14 protein-coding genes are annotated in these 19,309 nt (G+C 74.1%); 7 read left to right on the top strand and 7 right to left on the bottom strand.

Going from position 1 to position 19,309, the window contains the following annotated elements:
- Nucleotides 1-37: 37 nt before the first annotated feature.
- A complete protein-coding gene (locus Q7T67_RS02375; RefSeq protein ID WP_304785731.1) occupies nt 38-1,294 on the bottom strand; it encodes a glycosyltransferase in 1,257 nt (418 codons plus the stop codon).
- 241 nt (nt 1,295-1,535) lie between these two features.
- Between Q7T67_RS02375 and Q7T67_RS02370 the strand changes: the two genes are divergently transcribed.
- The 6 genes from Q7T67_RS02370 to Q7T67_RS02345 are packed head-to-tail and all read left to right on the top strand — an operon-like array spanning nt 1,536 to nt 9,273.
- Nucleotides 1,536-2,729, top strand: a complete 1,194-nt coding sequence (locus tag Q7T67_RS02370; RefSeq protein ID WP_304785730.1) for a glycosyltransferase — start codon at nt 1,536-1,538, stop codon at nt 2,727-2,729.
- Between the two features lie 5 nt (nt 2,730-2,734).
- Nucleotides 2,735-3,955, top strand: a complete 1,221-nt coding sequence (locus tag Q7T67_RS02365) for a glycosyltransferase family 4 protein (RefSeq protein ID WP_304785729.1) — start codon at nt 2,735-2,737, stop codon at nt 3,953-3,955.
- A complete protein-coding gene (locus Q7T67_RS02360; protein ID WP_304785728.1) occupies nt 3,952-5,397 on the top strand; it encodes an O-antigen ligase in 1,446 nt (481 codons plus the stop codon). The genes Q7T67_RS02365 and Q7T67_RS02360 overlap by 4 nt, the downstream gene beginning before the upstream one ends.
- Complete coding sequence (locus tag Q7T67_RS02355; protein WP_304785727.1) at nt 5,394-6,488, top strand: GNAT family N-acetyltransferase; 1,095 nt, start codon at nt 5,394-5,396, stop codon at nt 6,486-6,488. The genes Q7T67_RS02360 and Q7T67_RS02355 overlap by 4 nt, the downstream gene beginning before the upstream one ends.
- Nucleotides 6,485-7,714: a GNAT family N-acetyltransferase gene (locus Q7T67_RS02350; protein ID WP_304785726.1), complete on the top strand. Its 1,230-nt coding sequence runs from the start codon at nt 6,485-6,487 to the stop codon at nt 7,712-7,714. The genes Q7T67_RS02355 and Q7T67_RS02350 overlap by 4 nt, the downstream gene beginning before the upstream one ends.
- Nucleotides 7,711-9,273 (top strand): oligosaccharide flippase family protein, encoded by a 1,563-nt coding sequence (locus Q7T67_RS02345; protein WP_304785725.1) that lies wholly within the window; start codon nt 7,711-7,713, stop codon nt 9,271-9,273. Before Q7T67_RS02350 ends, Q7T67_RS02345 begins: the two co-directional genes overlap by 4 nt.
- 24 nt (nt 9,274-9,297) lie before the next feature.
- Here Q7T67_RS02345 and Q7T67_RS02340 read toward each other — a convergent pair whose 3' ends face one another.
- Nucleotides 9,298-10,158 (bottom strand): JmjC domain-containing protein, encoded by an 861-nt coding sequence (locus Q7T67_RS02340; RefSeq protein WP_304785724.1) that lies wholly within the window; start codon nt 10,156-10,158, stop codon nt 9,298-9,300.
- Nucleotides 10,159-10,646: 488 nt separating this feature from the next.
- Here Q7T67_RS02340 and Q7T67_RS02335 point away from each other — a divergent pair, with 488 nt between their 5' ends.
- The gene (locus Q7T67_RS02335; protein WP_304785723.1) at nt 10,647-12,284 is read left to right on the top strand and encodes a hypothetical protein; all 1,638 of its coding nucleotides are present in this window, start codon (nt 10,647-10,649) and stop codon (nt 12,282-12,284) included.
- A gap of 599 nt (nt 12,285-12,883) precedes the next feature.
- Here Q7T67_RS02335 and Q7T67_RS02330 read toward each other — a convergent pair.
- Genes Q7T67_RS02330 through Q7T67_RS02310 form a run of 5 tightly spaced genes read right to left on the bottom strand, consistent with a single transcriptional unit; the run spans nt 12,884 to nt 19,308 of the window.
- Complete coding sequence (locus Q7T67_RS02330; RefSeq protein ID WP_304785722.1) at nt 12,884-14,482, bottom strand: NADH-quinone oxidoreductase subunit N; 1,599 nt, start codon at nt 14,480-14,482, stop codon at nt 12,884-12,886.
- Entirely contained in the window at nt 14,479-16,272 is a 1,794-nt protein-coding gene (locus tag Q7T67_RS02325) for a NuoM family protein (protein WP_304785721.1), read from the bottom strand. Before Q7T67_RS02325 ends, Q7T67_RS02330 begins: the two co-directional genes overlap by 4 nt.
- A 2-nt stretch (nt 16,273-16,274) precedes the next feature.
- Complete coding sequence (gene nuoL / locus Q7T67_RS02320; RefSeq protein WP_304785720.1) at nt 16,275-18,311, bottom strand: NADH-quinone oxidoreductase subunit L; 2,037 nt, start codon at nt 18,309-18,311, stop codon at nt 16,275-16,277.
- Nucleotides 18,308-18,607 (bottom strand): NADH-quinone oxidoreductase subunit NuoK, encoded by a 300-nt coding sequence (gene nuoK, locus Q7T67_RS02315; RefSeq protein WP_304785719.1) that lies wholly within the window; start codon nt 18,605-18,607, stop codon nt 18,308-18,310. The genes nuoL and nuoK overlap by 4 nt, the downstream gene beginning before the upstream one ends.
- Nucleotides 18,604-19,308, bottom strand: a complete 705-nt coding sequence (locus Q7T67_RS02310; protein WP_304785718.1) for an NADH-quinone oxidoreductase subunit J — start codon at nt 19,306-19,308, stop codon at nt 18,604-18,606. Before Q7T67_RS02310 ends, nuoK begins: the two co-directional genes overlap by 4 nt.
- Nucleotide 19,309 lies beyond the last annotated feature (1 nt).

Genomic DNA, 19,309 nt, shown 5'->3' with positions numbered 1-19,309 from the left:
CGGCGCGCGGTGGTTCTGCGCGGCGCCCCCGGCGCGGTCACGACCGGGCGTCGTCCCCGCGGGCCGACGCCCGGAAGCGCCGGGCGAGCTCCGCCGAGACCTTCCGCAGGTCGTGGAACTCCTCCACGTGCGCGCGGGCCGCCCGCTGGAGCGCCTGGGGGTCCGGGTGCTCGAGGGCGCGGACGAGGGCGTCGGCCAGGCTCCGCGCGTCCGCGGGCTCGGCGAGGAACCCCGTCTCGCCCTCGCGGACCAGGTCCGGCACCCCGGTCACGCGCGAGGCCACCATCGTCGCGCCGCTCGCCGCGGCCTCGACGAGGGTCGTCGGCAGGCCCTCGGTGTGGCCGTCGGCCTCGATCGTCGACGGCTGCAGCAGCAGGTGCGCCTCGCCCAGGCGCCCCAGGACCCGCTCCTGCGGCCGGGGGCCGGAGAACGTCAGGCGGTCCGCGACGCCGCGCTCCCGCGCAAGCCGCTCGACGTCCTCGCGGAGCGGCCCCTGCCCGATCAGCTCGACCCGCAGCCGGGCCAGGCGGGGCTCGAGCGCCAGCGCCTCGACGAGGTACCGATGCCCCTTGTACTCGCGGAAGCTCGACACGAGGAGCGCGTCGACGGGACCGTCCTGCGGGATCGGCCGGGCGCGGAAGGCGTAGACGTCCAGGTCGATCCCCAGCGGCAGCAGCGGGGTGCTCGCGGCCCGGGCCCCGAAGTGCATGAGGAACATCCGGTGGTACCGCGAGATCGCGACGACGAACCGCGCCGCCCGCAGGCGCGTGCCCAGGCCGGCCTGGTGCGAGAAGACGTCGTGGGCGTGGGCGACCACGCTGTAGGGCACGCCCGTGAGCCGGTGGACCGTCCACGCGGCCTGCGCCGGGATCGCGGCGAAGTGCGCGTGGACGTGTCCGACCCGCTCCCGCTCGACGTGCTCGGCGTGGGCGAACCCCAGCGCCGTGGTCAGGAGCGCCTTCGCCAGGACGACCGGGTCGCCGGCGTGGTCGCGGACGACGCGGGCCCAGATCGCGGCGGTCCGCCACGGCCGGCGGACCGTCCACCGCCCGACGGCGCCGAGCGCGGCCCGCGTCGTCGGCAGGTATCGCCGGGGCACCCACCGCTCCGCGTCGGCGTGGACCGTGCGGTCCGGCGTCGGGTAGAGCGACATCAGGACGATCTCGACCCCGGGCTCGGCGTCGACGCCCTCGAGCTCGCGCAGGATGAACGTCTCCGTCAGCGCCGGGAAGCGCGACACGAGGTAGCCGACGCGGACGGGGGGTGCCCCGGTGCGCTGCACGCCGCTCGACATGGGCCCGAGACTAGTCGTCGTGTAGGAAAAACACCCGCCCCACCTGGACATAGCCGATCGGTGGAGCTCCGGGTCCGCCCATTCGATCACCCACGGGCGGGGCGCCAGATCATCCGCAAGATCCGTCCCACGACCGATGGCTGCTCGTACAACGGTCCGTCACATTTGTCATCCACTACCGAACTCGGTACGGCGCGCGTCCCCGACGCACGCTTCGCCGAGGCCACAGGAGACAACTTCCGTGCAGACGCTCGACGTCTTGGCCTTCGGTCCCGCCGGCCGCAAGACCACCCGCATCGCCCCGATCCGCCTCCCGGCCCGACCCCGGGTCGACGTCAGCATCATCGTCCCGGTGCTCGACGAGGTGGCCCACCTCGAGGCGACCGTCCGAGCGATGCTCGCGCAGGACTTCCCCGGGACGCTCGAGCTGCTGCTCATCGACGGTGGGTCGACGGACGGCAGCCTCCGGCTGCTCGACGCCATGGCGCAGCAGGACCCTCGGGTCCGCGTCCTGCACAACCCGGACCGGGTCGTCCCGCACGCGTTGAACATCGGGCTCCGTGCGGCCCGCGGACGCTTCGTCGCGCGAATGGACGCCCACACGGTGTACGGCTCGGAGTACCTGCGCCACGGGGTCGCGCGGCTCGAGCGCGGCGACGTCGACTGGGTCTCGGGCCCGCCCGTGCCGGTCGGCAGCGGTCGCTGGTCCCGCCGCGTCGCCGCGGCCCTCGGGTCCGGCCTCGGTCGCGGCGCCTCGGACAAGTGGCAGAGCGAGGACGAGACGGACGCTCCCGAGGAGTGGGAGCTGACGACGAGCGTCTTCGCCGGCGTCTGGCGCCGGGACACCCTCGACGCCCTCGGCGGGTGGGATCCGGACTGGACCGTCAACGAGGACTCGGAGATGGCTTCCCGCCTCCTCGCCGACGGCGGGCGACTCGTCTGCCGCTCGGACATGGCGTCCCGCTACAGCCCGCGCGACTCCATCTCCGGGTTGGCTCGTCAGTACCGCTCGTACGGCCGGTTCCGTGCACGAACGTTCGTCCGACACCCTGAGAGCGCAGGGCCGCTCCGCGTCGCCACCGCCGCATTGCCCCTGGCGATCGCCTCGGCCGCGCTGCCCGGGCGGGTGGGACGTCTCGGGCGCCTGGCGACGCTCGGGTACGGAGCCCTCGTCGCCGCCCAGGCCGTGCGCACCGCCGGCGTCTCGCGAGATGCTCCGGGCCTGGCCGCGGTCCTCGCCACGATGCACGTGACGTTCGCGTCCGGATTTCTCGAGGGCCTCGTGGTCGACGGCCCCCGGCGCCGCACCATCCGGTCGTCGGCTCCCGAGCCGATCGTCCGGCCGAGCGCCGTCCGGGGCGTGTGGCGCCTCGGCGAGCCGGTCTCGGCTGCTTCGGTGCAGTTCGCCGCCCGCGGCGAACGCCGCGTAGCCTAGGGCCCGTGTCGCAGACGCCCACGCTCGCCGGACCCGGCCCCGCCACCCCGCGCCTGCGCATCGCCACGATGGTCGACTACGTCGTCGGCGGCGGGGCCGAGCGCGCGGCCGTCGAGATCGCCTGTCGCCTGGCGGAGCGCCACGACGTGACGATGATCTCGTCGCGTCTGCGCCCCGACCAGCTCGGCGAGGACACCTTCCGGGGCACCGTGGCGCAGCTGGCCGACGCCGGGGTGACCCTCTGGCCGCTGGGCCGCACGAGCGCGAAGGCCGTCTGGGAGTGGCGCCCGCTGATCCGCCGCCTGCGTGCCGGCCGCTTCGACGTCCTGCACACGCACCTGTCGGGCTCCAACGCCTGGGGCCCGCTGCTGAAGGGCCTCGGGGGCGTCGGCGCGTTCGTCGCCCACGAGCAGACCCCGTTCCCGCACGTCGGCGGGTTCCGCGGCTTCCGGGAGTCCCGGTCCGAGGCGTTCGTCAACCCGTGGGTCGTCGGGCCGCTCGCCGATCGCATCCTCGTCCCGTCGCGTTGGTCGCTCGAGTCGCTCGTGGACCTGCAGGGCGTCCCGCGCGAGAAGATGCGGGTCGTCCCGAACGCCGCGCCGGAGACGATGGACCGCCCCAGCGACGACCGCCGGGGCGTCCGCGCGTCCATGGGCGTCGCCGACGACGAGCTCGTGATCGTGATCGCCGCGATGCTGCGCCCCGAGAAGGGCCACGAGATCGCGGTCGACGCGCTCGCCCGCGTGCTGCCGCGGTACCCGAAGGCGGTGCTGGCCCTGGCCGGCGAGGGCGAGCTCCACGCCCGCGAGGGCGTCCGCCCGGCGCTGGAGGCCCAGGCCCGCGCCCTGGGCATCGAGCACGCCGTGCGCTTCCTCGGCCGCCGCCACGACGTCATGGACGTCCTGGGCGCCTCCGACGTCGCGCTGCTCTCGTCGCACAACGAGAACCTCCCGCTCGCCGTCCTGGAGTACATGGAGTCGGGGACCCCGATCGTCACGACGGACGCGGGCGGCAACCGCGAGCTCGTCGACGACGGCGTCCACGGCCTCGTCGTGCCGCGAGGCGACGCGGCCGCGATGGCCGACGCCCTGCTCCGGACGCTGGACGACCCGGACGCCGCCCGCACCCGGGCGACCGCGGCCCAGGAGCGCCGCCGCCGCGAGTTCACCTGGGACGTCGTCAGCCGGCAGGTCGAGGACGTCTACCGCGAGGCGCTGGCCGCGTGAGCACCGTCCCGCTGCGGACGGCGGCGGGCACGACGATCCGTCCCGTCGACCGCTTCCTGCCGCCCCCGGGCGCGATCGTCGCGCTGCTCGTGCCCCTGGCCGCGGCCGTCGGGGGACTCGTCGCGATCAGTCCGCAGATGGGCCTGGGCGGCGCGATGGCGCTCGTCTTCGCGACGTTCGTCTTCCTCGCCCTCCCCGCCGCCATGGGTGCGTGGGTGGCGATCGCCTTCGCCTCGGGGCTGCCGGGCCTCATGGGCCTGCCGGCCGCCTCGACGCTGCTCGTCGCCCTCGCGTGGTTGGCGACGCTGCCCAGCCGCCGCGAGCACACCGCGGCCCTGCGCGCCGCCTCGCCGCTGGTCCTCGTGGCCCCGTGGGTGCTCTTCGCCTGGATGGTCCTGACCGGGATCTGGGCGCCCGACCGCTCCGTCGCCACGAGCCAGCTGTGGCTCGTCTTCACCGCGATCGCGACGGTGCCGATCATCGCCACCGCGGCCGACACCGTCCGGACCGTGCGGATCCTCGTCGCCGCCTACGTCGGTGGGGCGGCGATGGTCGTGGCGCTCGCCGTCGTCCTGGGCCCGTCGTCGTACGTCGCCGGCGACCACTCCGAGGGCCGGCTCGAGGTCGCCAACTTCTCCGCCAACCTGCTCGGCGCGGTCTGCGCGACGGCGCTCGTGCTCGTGCCCGCCCTGTGGCCGATCGCGCGCACCCGGCTGCAGCGCGCCGTGGTCGTCGCGGCAGGGGCGATCATCGCCTACGGGCTCGTCGGGACGGAGTCGCGCAGCGGGTTCATCGCGCTCTTCGTCGCGGTCCTCGTGGCGCTCGTCGTCTGCCACGGCCGACGGACCGCGATCCTCGGCCTGCTGCTCGCCGGCGTGGTCGTCCTCGGCGCGTTCGTGGCGGTCAGCCCCGGGATCCTCGACCGCACCACCTCGGGCGACAGCACCGGGACCGGCCGCACCGAGCTCTGGAAGGCCGGGCTCGAGGTCACGCGCGACCACCCCCTCGCCGGCGTCGGCATCGGCAACTTCGTCGTGGTCTCGAAGGACTACTCGCAGAAGGTCGGGACCCTGGAGTTCTCCGACGTGCTGATCGAGAAGCCCGTCCCCGTGCACAACACGATCATCGAGGCGCTGGCCGAGACCGGGATCGTCGGGCTGGCCCTGCTCGTCGTCGCCGTCGGCGCCTGCATGGGCGCCACGCGCCGGGCCGCCCACCGCCTCCGGGCCGTCGGACGACCGGACCTCGAGCTCACCGCGCAGCTCGTGCTCATCGCGCAGGTCGCGACGCTCGCCGCCGGGATGCTCCTGCCCATCACCTACAGCCGTCAGCTCTGGATGCTGCTCGCGATCGGCCCGGCCCTGCTCGGGATCGCGATGCGGATGCAGGCGCCCGGGGACGACCGGGCACCCGTGCGCCGCAGGCCGTGGGTCCGCCGATGAGCCCCTCGACCCCCGAGCTGCTGCGCCTGCGGCTCCGCGACGTCGGTCCCGCCGAGGAGGCGGCGTGGGGCGCGCTCGCCGCCCGTGCGATCGAGGCGAACCCGTTCTTCCTGCCCGGGATGCTGCTGCCCGCCGCCCGGCACCTCGACGGCGGCGGCGACGCCGAGCTGCTGGTCGTCGCCGACGGGGACCGCTGGCTCGCGTGCGTCCCGGTGGTCCGGCGGCCGAAGTTCTCGGACCTCCTCCTCCCCGGCGTGCGGACGTGGAACCACCCCTACGTGTTCCTCTGGACGCCGCTGGTGGACCGCGACGCCGTCGACGCCGTCGCCCGCGCGCTCGTCGGCGCCCCGGGTGCGTGGCGGGCCCGCGCGTACGTGGCGCTCGAGGCGATCGAGGACGGCGCGGTCGCCCGCGCCCTGCTGGCCGCCCCCGCCGCGGGCGCGACCGCGCCGTTCGTGCACCGGACGTTCTCCCGCGCCGCACTGCGTCGCCGGCCGCAGGACGACTACGTCACCTCCCACCTCTCGGGCAAGGCCCGCCGCGAGCTCGGACGCACGCGTCGCAAGCTGGCGCAGGAGCTCGGCGCCGAGCCCGAGCTGGTCGACGCCTCCGACGACGACGCCGCCTTCGACCGCTTCCTCGCGCTCGAGGCCGGCGGCTGGAAGGGCCGGGCCGGCAGCGCCCTGACGTCGGACCCCGCGCACGCGGCGTTCTCGCGCGACGTCTGGGCGGACTTCCGCGGCCGGGGTGCCGCCCACCTGCTCGAGCTGCGCTGCGGCGACCGGGCCACCGCCTCGGTCCTCTGCCTGCGGGCCGGCGACGCGCTCTTCGCCGTGAAGATCGGCTACGACGAGTCGCTGCGCCAGGGCACCCCGGGCGTGCTCCTCCTCGCCGACCTCGCCACGTGGTTCCACGAGCACACCGACGCGGACCTGCTGGACTCCTGCGCGGTGCCCGACCACGCCCTGATCAACCGGCTGTGGCCGGACCGGCGCGACCTGACGACGCTCGTCCTGCCCGCCCGCGGGCCGCTCGGCCGCGCCGCGAAGGCCTTCGACACCCGCGGCCGCGCCCGTCGGGACGACGCATGAGCGACGTCGACACCGACGCCACGGACGAGGGGCGGGCGGCGGACCTCGGGCCGGCGGGCGACCTCGGAGGACGGCCGGACGACGGGCGGGCGGCGGACATCGCCGTCCTCTCCCCCGCGCTGCGCACCCGCGTCCTCTCCCTCGACGAGGCCGACGAGGCCCGTCGGGCGTGGGAGCGGATCGCGGAGGCGCGCGGCGGGCTGCCCGTGATGCGCGACTGGCCGTGGACCGCCGCCTGGCTGCGGCACTACGGCGACGTCGTGCGCTCGTCGTTCCTGCTCGTCGAGGACGCCGCCGGCGCGCCGCACGGGGTCGCCCTCCTGGGGCGGAGCCGCCGCTGGTTCGGCCCCGTGCCGATCCGCACGCTGTGGATCGGCACGGCCAACAGCCCCGTCGGCCAGGAGATCTGCGCCGAGTTCGCACCGATCCCCGCCCTCCCCGGCCACGAGGCCGCGGTGACCCGCACCGTCCTGGACGCCGCACGGGGGATGCGCGGCTGGGACGAGCTGCGGATCGACGGCGTGCCGGGGACCGAGACCCGCGAGTTGCTCGCCGGCTGGCCGCCGGAGCGCGTCCACACCCGCGTCGAGCCCGCCCCCCACTTCCGCCTCGCCGACCTGGACGCCGGCGCGGACGTCGCCTCCGGCCTGTCGGGCGGCGCCCGGCGGCGCGCCCGCGCGAGCCTGCGGGCGATGGACGCCCACGGTGCGGTGACCGTCGAGTGGGCGGACGAGCGGGCGCACGCGGAGGACGTCCTCGCCGAGCTCACCGAGCTGCACCAGGCGCGGTGGACCGCCGACGGGCGGCCCGGGCTCTTCGCCCCCGGCCGCTTCGCGTCGGTGCACCGGGAGCTCATGCCCGAGCTCGTCGACGCCGGCCGCGCGGTGCTGTTCCGCCTGCGCGTGGACGGCCGGACCATCGGGTGCCTCTACCACCTGATCGACGGCGACCGGCTGGCGTTCTACCAGAGCGGCTTCGCCCGGCCGGAGGACAACCGGCTGCGCCCCGGGCTGGTCACCCACCTGCACTGCATGGACGAGGCGCGCACCCGCGGCTTCGCGGTCTACGACTTCCTCGCGGGCGAGGCGCGCTACAAGCGCGACCTCTCCAACGGGGCGGGCGAGACCTGGCGCATCGGCCTGCGCCGCCCGCGCCTGCGGCTCCGGGCCTACGACGCGGCCCGCCGGCTGCGGGAGCGGCTGCAGGACGGGGACGACGACGCGTGAGCGACGCCCCGCCCCGGGGCGTCCCGCCCGTCGGCGGTGCGCCCCTCGAGCCCGCTCCCACGGGCGACCCGCTGCCCGACGACGAGCCGACGCTGCGCAACGGCGTCGGCTGGTCGCTGTTCGCGCTGGTGGCCTCGAAGCTCGTCTCGTTCGTCGCCCTGCTCGTCCTCGCGCGGATCCTCGTCCCGGACGAGTTCGGTGTCGTCGCGGCCATCACGACGTACCTGGCGTTCCTCGAGATCGCCAGCGACCTCGGCGTCAAGGCCGTCGTCATCTACGAGCAGGAGCGCGACCACAGCGCACGGGTGCAGACCGCGTTCTCGCTGAACCTGATCGTGGTCGCCGTCGCGACGCTGATCGGCATCGGGCTCTCGTGGCCGGTCTCCGCCTTCTTCGGTCTCGAGGACCGGCACTGGCTGTTCCTCCTGGGGGTCTTCAGCCTGACCTGCACCGGGGTCTCCAACATCCACGACGGGCTGCTCCTGCGCGAGCTGTCGCTCGGCCGGCGCGTCCGGCCACAGCTGGCCCGCGGCGTCGTGCAGGCGATCGTCTCGATCGCCCTGGCCGCGGCGGGCCTCGGCGCGGCGGCGATGGTCGTCGGCGTCGTCTGCGGCTCGCTGGCCTGGACCCTGCTGCTGTGGTCCATGACGACGTTCCGGCCGGACTTCACCCTGGACCGGGCGATCGCCCGCAGCATGGTCGCCTACGCCTCCGGCGCCTGGCTCTTCTTCGTGACCTCGTGGCTGTCGATCCAGGCCGACGTCCTCGTCGTCGGCCACCAGCTCTCCACCGTGGACCTCGGCGTCTACACGATGGCCTACCGCCTGCCCGAGCTCCTCGTCTTCAACGTCGCGTGGACCCTCTCGATCGTGGCGTTCCCCGCCCTGGCGCGGGAGCGCAAGCGCACGGACTCCGACGTCGTCGCCTCGACCGTGGGCCTGATCGGCTGGCTCGCCCTCTACGCCCTGCCGATCGCTGCGACGCTGGCGGTCCTCGGCCAGCCCATCGTCGACGTCCTCTTCTCGTCCCGGTGGTCCGCGTCGGGCCCGGTGCTCTCGGGCGTCGCCCTCGCCGTCGCGATGCTCACCGTGATGACCCCGATCTCGGACGCAGCCAAGGCCGTCGGCCGCCAGTGGTCCATGGTCGTCATCTACGCCGCGCACGTCCCGCTCGTGGTCGCCGCCGTGCTGATCGCTTCCGACCGCGGCCCCGAGGCCGTGGCGTGGGCCAGCGTGGCGGCGACCATCGTCTTCGTCGTCGCCCTCCTCGCCTGGGCGCACGTCGCCCTCGGGATCACCATCGGGCGGGTCGCGGCGGCGCTCCGCGCGCCGCTGGCCGCCGTCGCGGGCGTCTGCGCCGTCGCCCTGCCGCTGCGGCTCCTCCTCCAGGGCGACGTGCCCGCCGTCGTCCTCCTGGTGCTCGGCGGTCTGGGCGCCGGTGCCGGGGCGCTCCTCGCGCTGCGGGTCCTCGTCCCGGGCACCCTGACCGCGGTGGCCGGCGAGGCGGGCGTCGGGGACGTCGTCGCGCGCCTGCGCGGTCGCCGGTCGCGGGCCGCCTGAGCGGCGCCGCCCCCGCCGTCCGCCCTACGCCCGCCCGCGGACCCGCGCACCGACCGCCATCGCGCGGTGCACGGCGACCTTGGCGGCGTCGCGCGGGCGCGAGACGCCCGGCGCATGCGGCCGACGGCCGGCCGACCGGATGCGGTGGTTCATCGCCAGGATCGCGCCGGTGCGCCCGGTGCTCCGGGTACGCCACGTGACGGAGAGCGAGATCGACACGTCGTCACCGTTCTGGACCCAGTGCGGGGCGTTCGGCGGCACGTAGACCCCCTCACCCGGGTGCAGGTCGAAGGTCTCCTCGTCGACCGGGCGGGTCTGCAGGTTGCGGTGGTGGCCGGCGTAGAAGCGCTCGAGCTCCCGCGCCCGCGACTCGTCGTCGGCGAAGCGGCCGACGTGCATGGCCTTCGTCCCCCGGACCTGCAGGAGCATGTTCTGCTCGGGGTCGACGTGCGCCGGCGTGATCGCGCCGGGCGCCGAGACGAAGATGAACGCCTCGCGGTGCAGCGCCGTGCCCTCCTCCCCCGGGAGCTGGCCCGCGGCCTCGTCGAGCAACTCGTCCAGGAGCGCGCGGTAGCGGTCGTCGCGCTCGACGTTCTTCAGCACGAGCCACGAGCCGTTCGCCGCGATCTCGGCCAGCACCTGGGCGGGCTCGAGCTCCAGGCGCGGGGCCTCGCCCCCCGGGAGCGCGACGGGGACGGCACCGAGGTTGTGCTCCACCGCGTCGGCCGGGTGGGTCCCGGCGAGCGCGACGAGCGACTCGAGCGTCAGCAGCGGGTGCGTGTGCGCGCCGTGGCCGACGGCGAAGGGGCTGCGGTCGTACGCCGCGGCGGCGAGGGAGGGATCGATCGTGAGCATCAGGTCGGGGTGATCGCTCTGGAGAGCCATCTGGGTCGCTGGACGGACTCGTTCATCGTGCCGGTCCGTCGGGAGCCGCACCATCGTCCGGGCATCGGAGCCGACGGGGGACCGCGCGTTCACCCGGTCACCATCGATCGGGGGGCCCGCGTCCCCCTCGGGCCCACCGTTCCGTGCGGAGGACCGTCACAGGTGGGACCCGTCGGGGCGCCCGGAGCGTCCACCAGCCGTCCAGATGCGACCCGGAACGGCCCGATCGAGCACCCTGCCAACGGGCGCGGTGCGCCACCGGGACCCGCCCTGGACCAGCACGGCACGTCGGGTCGCGAGTTCCTCCGACGGGCGCAAACGCTGTTCACACGGGCCGATTCGGGCCACGGTCGACGGTGTCCGCCGGGCCGCCGTGTGACGAGCACGCATCTCGTGTCACTCAACGTCCGTCCAGAGTCGGCCTAGACACCCGTTTGACACACAGCCTCTTGCTGAACCCTCCCCCGGCCGACGACGATGGGTGGACCATGGCCCCGTCCCCCCTCGGTACCACGCCCCCGCGCGCAGCCGTCCCGCAGCCCCGTCGGGCGGCCCGCATGCGCGGCGTCCTCCGCGGCCGCGCCGCGGGCGTGGCCGTCGTGACGGCCGTCGCGGCCCTCGGCGCCGGCACCCCCGCGGCGTCGGCCGGCGTCGTCCGCGAGGGATGCGCCGATCTCGGGGCGTTCAGCGCCGCCGCGCACCCCGGGGCGTGCTGGCGCCCGTTCGCCGACGACAGTCCGTTCAACCAGCGCCTTCTCCCCCGGGACCCCCGGACCACGCCCGACTCGGCCCTCGTCGTCTCGCGCCTGAACGCGTTCGGGGCACCGGGCACGATGGAGTTCGGGCCCGGCGCCGACGGCCAGGGCCGTGGCGCCAAGCCGCTCTACTACGCCCGCCCGAGCGACCCGGAGTTCACGGTCCGCCTGACGCAGGACCCGCGCAACGGCGGCAGCTGGGGCCGGAACCCGCTGAACGGCACGACGATCCGCATCCCCGAGGGCGCGAAGCCCGGCCCGGCTCCCGACCGGCACATGGTCGTCGTCGACCAGGCCTCGGGCTGGTCCTACGACCTGTGGCACGTCGGACGCGCCGCGACCGGCGGCGGCACCCTGACGGCCGAGTGGGGCGGCCGCGCCGACCTCCGCGGCAACGGGCAGGTCGCCGACCCGTACGACACCGCCAGCGCGGCGGGCATGGGCGTCGCGGGCGGGATCGTCCGCCCGGAGGAGCTGATCGACGGGGACATCCCGCACGCGCTCTACATCTCGGCGAAGTGCACGAACGGCCGGTCGGTCTACCCGTCGACCCGGACCGCGGACGACGGCGAGCACGAGTGCTCCGAGCTCGGCGAGCTCAACCTCGGCGCGCCGGCCCTGGGGCAGCGCTTCCAGCTGGGCTACACCGACGCCGAGATCGCGGGGCTCGACGTCCCCGCGCACGCGAAGGTGCTGCTCCGGGCGATGGCCCACTACGGGCTCTTCGTCATCGACACGACCCCGGACTCCTGGCACATCGAGCAGGAGAGCTCCGTCGACCGTCCGTCGCTCGGACAGACCGACCCGGGGGTGCAGTTCGCCAAGGACGCCGACCTGCCCTACTGGTCCGCCGGCGGGCGCTACGTCTGGGACATCGCCTCGATCCCCGGTGCCGACGGCGTGAAGGGCAGCTGGACGAAGGCCCTGCGCGTCATCGACCCGTGCGTCAGCGCCCGCACGTGCGCGGCCCCCGGCCCCGTGCCCACCGCCCTGGACCCGCTGCTGCCGACGGGCACGCGGCGGGGCGCGGCCCCCGTCCCCGCAGCGAACACCCCGTCCCCGGCGGTCACGGCCTCGGCCACCGTCAAGGCCAGCGCGACCGTGTCGGTCGGCACCCCCGCCGCCTCGACGGCCACCGCGACCGCCACCGCCACGGCGACGGCCTCGGCGCCGCTTCCGGCCATCGCCCGGCCGGGTGCCGCGAAGACGAAGAAGCAGACCGTCGCAGCGAAGAAGGCCAAGGCCGCCGCGAAGGCCAAGGCGAAGAAGCGCGCCAAGGCGCGTGCCCGGTCCAAGGCCCACGCCCGGGCGAAGACGCGCGCCAAGGCGCGCGCGGTGGCCCGCGCCAACCGGATCGCCGACGCCCGCTGAGGTCGGGGCGGGGCTGGGGCGGGCTGGGGCGGGCCCCCCCGATCCCGCCCCCGCCGACCGGTGGCAGGGCTACTGCTCCGGCGACGCAGGAACGTGCCGGCCGACGCCACGAACCTCCGTCGGTCAGCCGTCGTCCCGCTCCGACGCAGCGACGTGCCGCCCCACGGCACCAACCTGCGTCGGTCGGCCGGCGCCCCGCAACGCCGCAGCAACGTGCCGCCCCACGGCACCAACCTGCATCGGTCCGCCGTCGCCCCGCAACGCCGCAGCAACGTGCCGCCCCGCAGCACCAACCTGCGTCGCTCGGCCGGCGCCCCGCAACGACGCAGCAACGTGCCGCCCCGCAGCACCAACCTGCGTCGGTCAGCCGTCGCCCCGCACCGACGCAGCAACGCCCCGCCCCGCAGCACCAACCTGCGTCGCTCGGCCGTCGCCCCGCACCGACGCAGCGACGCGCCGCCCCGCGGCACCGACCTGCGTCGCTCGCCGGCGGCTCCGCCGGCCCGACGACCCCGGACGCACGAGGGCCCGGCGCTTCCGCCGGGCCCTCGTGCCGCGCCGCGGCCCGCCGTCTCCGGCAGGGTCCGTAGGTCGTCGTCCTAGGCGACGAGGCCGGAGACGGCCCGGGCGACGTCCTCGACGACCGTCATCAGCGGACCGGGGACCACGCCGAGGACGACGATGGCCGCGCCGGCGACGACGGCGACGATCGTCATCGGCAGCTGCGAGCCGCCCGCGACGGCGAGCGCCGCGGCCGACGGCACCGCCGCGGCGGGCGTGCCCTTCGGGTCCGCGGCGACGGTGCTGGTCGGCAGGGTCTCGGGCGCCTCGACCTCGACGGTCTGGGTCCGGACGACGGCCTCGCCGGCCGGTGCCTCGTCGGCCCAGACCTGGGCGACGACCCGGAGGTAGTAGACGAACGAGATCATCGAGCCGACGACGAGGACGATGGCCAGCCACGTGTAGTCGCCGTCGACGGCGGCCTGCACGATGCGCAGCTTGGCGACGAAGCCGACGGTGGCCGGGACGCCGGCGAGACCGAGCATGGCCAGGGTCAGCGCGACGCCGTGGAGCGGCTTGCGCCGACCCAGCCCGGCGAGCGCCTCGACGCCGTCGTGCCCGGTCTCGCGCTCCGCGGCCTCGACGACCGCGAACGCCGCGGCGGTCATGACGACGTAGGTGAGGACGTAGAAGACCGTCGCCTGCGCGCCGAGCTGGGTGGCCACGACGACGCCCACCAGCATGTAGCCGGCCTGGGCGACGGACGAGAACGCCAGCAGGCGCTTGAGCGAGCTCTGCCCGAGCGCACCGACGTTGCCGACGATCATCGCGATCGCGGCGAGGGTGGCCAGCGCGGGGCCCCAGGCGTCCGACGTGCCGATCAGCGCGACGTCGAAGAGCCGGATGAAGGCGATCAGCGCCGCGACCTTGGTGGCCGTCGCCATGAAGGCGGTGACGGGGGTCGGCGCGCCCTCGTAGACGTCCGGCGTCCACTGGTGGAACGGGGCGACCGAGGCCTTGAACGCGAAGCCGACGACGATCATCGCCACGCCGCCGAGCATCAGCACGTCGTTGGCGAGCCCCTGCTCGCCGACCTCGCGGGCGATCGCTCCGTAGTCGAGCTCCCCGGTGGCGCCGAAGATCAGCGCGAAGCCGTAGAGCAGCGTCGCCGAGCCGACCGAGCCGACGATGAGGTACTTCATGCCGGACTCGAGCGACCGGCGGCGGTGCAGCTCGGTGGCCGCGAGGACGTAGAGCGGGATCGAGAGCAGCTCGAGCCCGAGGAACGTCGTGATCAGGTTCTGGCCGCCGACGAACATCGCCATGCCGGCGGCGGAGACGAGCATCATCGCGTGGTACTCGCCGTGGGCGGCCTCGCGCGGGGCGGTGGCCCCGATCGAGAGCAGGACGGCGGCGATGCCGGCGACGCCGACCCCGATCACGCCGATCATGGCGAGGGGGTCCAGCGCGAGGGCGCCGGACATCAGGCTGCCCTGCTCGTCCCACTGCCAGATCGCCAGGCCGATCGAGGCGGCGAACGCGACGATCGACAGGGCGGGGACGAGGGTCTGGCGGGCGAAGCGCGCCCGCAGGAGACCGACCATGAGGACGACGACGGCACCGGCGAAGAGCGCCAGGAGCGACGAGATGCCGGCCCAGTCGATGTCGGGCGCCTTGGCGGCGGCGAGGGCGATCATCGGCCGGCTCCTTCGGGCTGCACGCTGGGATCCACCGGCTGGCCGGTGCTCGGATCGATCTGGATGGTCTGGGCGCCGCCGGTCGACGGCTGCCCGGTGCTCGGGTCGACCTGGACCGGCTGACCGGTGTTCGGGTCGACGGCCGCCCCGCCCTGGCCGGCCGCCCCACCGGTGGTCTCGGTGGCGCCCGACCCGCCGGTGGCGGCGGTCTGCGCGCCCGTCGGGGCCGGAGCCTCGGAGAACGTCTGCGGCACCCCGACCCCCACGATCCCGGGATCGGCCTCGAGGATCTTCTGGACGTGACCGGGGCCGACGGCGTTGGCCGCGCGCACGACGGATCGTGCGGTGGCCCGGTCGGCGGCGTCGACGGTCTGCTGCGGGTGCAGCGCGAGCGCGGCGATCAGCACGACCGGGACCGCCATCAGGGCGAGCTCGACGCGCGAGCCCTCGCGGGGCTCGATCGTCGGGCCGACGCGGTTGTGCGAGCTGCGGATGAACAGCCGCAGGGCGTAGACCGCGGCGAGCGCGACACCCAGGGAGGCGACGATCGCCAGGGCGGGGGCCGTGCCCTCCCAGGCGCCGCGGAGGATCAGGAACTCGCCGACGAAGTTCGCGGTGCCCGGCATCGCCAGGACCGCGTAGGAGACGACGACGAAGAGCACCGCGAAGATCGGGGCCTTCGTCGCCGCGCCGCCCATGTCCCGCAGGTCCTCCGACCCGCCGGCGCGCCTGCCGAGGATCGCCACCGCGAGGAACGCGCCGAAGACGGCGACCCCGTGGTTGACGGACTGCAGCAGCGCACCCGACGCGCCGTCGGGTCGCAGGCTCATCACGCCGAGGGTGATGAAGCCGAGCTGCGCGACCGACGAGTACGCCAGCACGAGGCGGGCGTTGAACGTCGTGAACGCGAGCGTCGAGGCGTAGAGGATCGACAGCACCGCGAGGATCAGGACGACCCAGCGCAGGTCCGCGGTCCCCTGGGGCAGGATCGGCAGCGCGATCTGCAGGAAGCCGTAGACGGCGACCTTCGAGAGCACGCCGGAGAACACGGCGAGCACCGGCAGCGGCATCGCGCGGTACCCGTCGGCCAGCCACCCGTGGATCGGGAACGCCGGCATCTTCACGAGGAAGGCGGCGGCGAAGCAGGCGAAGAGCCAGCCCTGCGACCCGCCGGGCACGCCGCGGTTGGCGATCTCGACGAGGTTGTAGGAGACCGTCTCGCCGGACGGCGTGGCGAGCACGCCGACGGCGATCGCCGCCACGAGCATCAGCAGGGAGCCGACGAGCGTGTAGACGATCATCTTGATCGTCGCCGGCACGCGATCCCCGTTGCCGAACTGCGCCGTGATGAAGAAGAACGGGATCAGCATCAGGTCGAAGTACGCGACGAACAGGATCAGGTCCTGTGCGAGCAGCGCGCCGAGGACGGCCGACTGGGCGATGCCGAGGTGCAGGACGACGTGCTTGGCGCGCGGGTCCCGCCCGAGCTCCGAGACGGCGATCCAGATCATCGAGAAGGCGAAGCCGACCGTGGTCAGCAGCACGAGCCAGACGTTCAGCCCGGTGATCGCCAGCTGGTAGCGGACGCCGAGGGCGCTGATCCACGAGGCGTCCGTGACGTGCTGGAACGGCGCCCCGGAGGCGTCGAAGTCCAGGACCAGGACGATGGAGAAGGCAAGCGCGAGCACGGCGCCCAGGACCCCGACCCAGCGCGCGGAGCGCGAGGGGACGAGGAGCCCGAGCAGGCCGAAGGCCGCGGGGAGCCAGAGCAGGATCGACAGGTGCAACATGATCAGCCCTGGAGCAGGAAGTAGACGAGCAGGGCGGCGAGCCCCACGAGGACCACCGCGGAGTACGTCCGCAGGTAACCGCCCTGCAGTCGTCGCACGACGGCGGACGCGCCGCGGACGGCGCCGGTCGAGCCACCGACGATGGCGCCGCCGACGACGAGGCGCTCGAACGTGTCGTGCGCGAACCGGCCGAACCACCGGACGGGTCGGACGATCACGAGGTCGATCAGCTCGTCGAAGTACCACTTGTTCAGGAACAGGCGGTGCAGCGGGGCGAAGCGGGCCTGCCACTGCGAGGAGACCGCGGTGGCGCCGCGGCCGTCCATGGCCGGCTTGGCCCAGATGACGTAGGCGACGTAGATGCCCAGCAGCCCGACGACCGTGCCGAGGATCAGCCCGACGACGATGATGCCGCCGCCCGGGTGGACCGCGTGGCCCTCGAGGGCGGACTCGAACGACGGCTCGAGGAAGTGCTCCAGCGGCGTGAGGACCTTCGGGATGCCCAGCAGGCCGCCGAAGATCGCCAGCAGCGCCAGCGTCCCCATCGCGAGCTTCATCGCGGGGGCACGCTCGGCGATGTGGTGGTCCGGGCCCGGGAAGCCGACACCGGTGTCCTCGACCTCGCCCGTGGCGGGGTTGCGGTGCTCCGCGGCGTGGTGGAGGTGGCCCTCCTCGAGCTCCTTCGCCTCGGCGACCGGGGGTCCCCAGAAGGCGCGGAAGATCATGCGCCAGGTGTAGACGGCGGTGAGGAACGCGCCGAGGTAGCCGGCGGCGTAGAGGATCCAGTAGGCGCCGCCCTGCTCGCCGATGACGGCGAGGATCTCGTCCTTCGAGAAGAAGCCGGAGAACGGCGGGATGCCGGCCAGTGCCAGGCCGCCGATGACGAAGGCGGCGTAGGTGAACGGCATCGCCTTCTTGAAGCCGCCCATCTTGTCCAGGTTCTGCTCCGACGCCATCGCGGCGATGACGGAGCCGGCCGCCATGAAGAGCAGCGCCTTGAAGAACGCGTGGGTGGCCAGGTGGAACATCGACGCGAAGTACGCCCCGGCCGAGACGCCCATGATCATGTAGCCGATCTGGGACATCGTCGAGTAGGCGATGACGCGCTTGAGGTCCGTCTGGACCAGGCCGATCGTCCCGGCGACCAGCAGCGTCACGGCGCCGACCACCATGCCGACCGTCTGGGCCGTCTGCGACAGCTCCATCAGCGGGTGCAGGCGCGCCAGCAGGTAGACGCCGGCGGTCACCATCGTCGCCGCGTGGATCAGGGAGGAGACCGGGGTCGGGCCCTCCATGGCGTCCGGCAGCCAGGTGTGCAGCGGGATCTGCGCGGACTTGGCGAACGCGCCGACCATCACGAGCAGCAGGCCCGCGGTCAGCGACCCGTCGCCGCCCTCCCCGAACGTCTCCTTGGCGGTGGCGAACGTCTCGAGGAAGTCGACCGTGCCGGTGTGGCGCAGCAGCAGGATGACGCCGAGCACGAGGCCGATGTCGCCGACGACGTTGATGACGAACGCCTTGATGCCGGCCGTCGTCGCGGTGCCGCGGCGGTACCAGAACGAGATCAGCATGTACGAGGCGGCGCCGACGAGGCCCCAGCCCACGATGAGGATCACGAAGTTGCCGGCCAGGACCAGCACCAGCATCGAGAAGACGAAGAAGTTCAGGTACGCGAAGAAGCGGGTGTACCCGTTGTCCCCGCGCATGTACGCGACGGAGTAGAGGTGGATCAGCGTCGAGACGCCGGTGACCACCAGGAGCATCACGAGCGAGAGGGGATCGACCAGGATCTCCATCCGCACGTCGACGCCGCCGACCTTGACGTAGTCGTAGAGCGACGACGCGATCTGGCGCTGGCCCTCCTCGCGGCCCAGCATCGAGATCAGCGAGACGAGGGTGAAGACGAAGGCCAGGCCGACGGACGCGGTGCCGACGATGCCGGCCCCGATCCCGCGCCAGCTCTTGAAGCCCAGCCCCAGGACGATCGCGCCGATCAGTGGGAGGACCAGGACGATCCATGCTGCCTCGGCAGGACTCATCCGTGCAGCTCCCGGAGCTCGTCGACGTCCACGGGGACGCGGTTGCGGTACATGGCCACGACGATGCCGAGGCCGACGACGACCTCGGCCGCCGCGACGACCATCACGACGAGCGCGAAGACGTGCCCCTCGGTGGTGCCGTGCTGCCGGGCGAAGGCCACGATGGCCAGGTTGCCCGCGTTGAGCATGAGCTCGAGGCAGACGAGGATCAGCAGCGGGTTGCGGCGCGTGGCCACACCGGCCGCGCCGATCGCGAAGACGATGGCGGAGACCGCCAGGTACCAACCGGTGCTCATCGCGCGTCTCCGTCGTCGTCGCCGCCGCCGTCGTGCTCGCCGGGGGGCGAGCTCGGGCCCTGCGACGGGGTGATGCGGCTGCTGAAGCCGCCCGGGGTCGGGTTGATCGCGCCGACGCCCTCGCGCATGGAGCCGGTGCCCGTGGGCGCCAGCAGGTCGAGCGCCGCGACCATCCGCTCCTCGCCGGGCAGCGCGCCGCGACGGCGGCGGGCGAGCACGACGGCGCCGATGGCGGCGACCAGCAGCAGGAACGACGCGGCCTCGAACGGCAGCAGGAACTTCGTCAGCAGCAGCTCGCCGATCTCGGAGGGCGAGCCGAAGGACGCCCGGACGTTCTCCGGGCCCGAGCCGTCGATGACCTGCAGGCCGGAGCCGAGGATCGCGATGCCGATCGTGGCGATCAACGTGAGGCCGATCGCGTAGGAGAAGGCGCGCAGGGTCGGGGCTCCCCCGCCCTGCGGCTCGGTCCCCCCGCCGACGTACGCGTTGACGAAGACGTAGAGCACCATCACCGCGCCGACGTAGACCATGACCTGCACGACGGCCACGAACGGCGCATAGAGGAGGAGGAAGAGCAGCGACAGGGACAGCAGGTGCACGACCAGCGACAGCACCGCGTAGAACGGGTTGCGCAGGAAGACGGTCCCGGCCGCGGCGACGACCGCCGCGATGCCCGCGACGAAGAAGAGGATCTCGTCCACG

This window comes from Patulibacter sp. (genome assembly GCF_030655195.1).
Classification (GTDB): domain Bacteria; phylum Actinomycetota; class Thermoleophilia; order Solirubrobacterales; family Solirubrobacteraceae; genus Patulibacter.
Note: the sequence above shows the minus strand (reverse complement) of the source record. Positions and strands in the feature narration are given on the sequence as shown.

Bases quoted from the DNA above. Each gene is read 5' to 3' on its own strand.
- Q7T67_RS02375 (WP_304785731.1), bottom strand. From the start codon at position 1,294: ATGTCGAGCGGCGTGCAGCGCACCGGGGCACCCCCCGTCCGCGTCGGC.
- Q7T67_RS02355 (WP_304785727.1), top strand. From the start codon at position 5,394: ATGAGCCCCTCGACCCCCGAGCTGCTGCGCCTGCGGCTCCGCGACGTC.
- Q7T67_RS02350 (WP_304785726.1), top strand. From the start codon at position 6,485: ATGAGCGACGTCGACACCGACGCCACGGACGAGGGGCGGGCGGCGGAC.
- Q7T67_RS02340 (WP_304785724.1), bottom strand. From the start codon at position 10,158: ATGGCTCTCCAGAGCGATCACCCCGACCTGATGCTCACGATCGATCCC.
- Q7T67_RS02335 (WP_304785723.1), top strand. From the start codon at position 10,647: ATGGCCCCGTCCCCCCTCGGTACCACGCCCCCGCGCGCAGCCGTCCCG.
- Q7T67_RS02330 (WP_304785722.1), bottom strand. From the start codon at position 14,482: ATGATCGCCCTCGCCGCCGCCAAGGCGCCCGACATCGACTGGGCCGGC.
- Q7T67_RS02325 (WP_304785721.1), bottom strand. From the start codon at position 16,272: ATGTTGCACCTGTCGATCCTGCTCTGGCTCCCCGCGGCCTTCGGCCTG.
- nuoL (WP_304785720.1), bottom strand. From the start codon at position 18,311: ATGAGTCCTGCCGAGGCAGCATGGATCGTCCTGGTCCTCCCACTGATC.
- nuoK (WP_304785719.1), bottom strand. From the start codon at position 18,607: ATGAGCACCGGTTGGTACCTGGCGGTCTCCGCCATCGTCTTCGCGATC.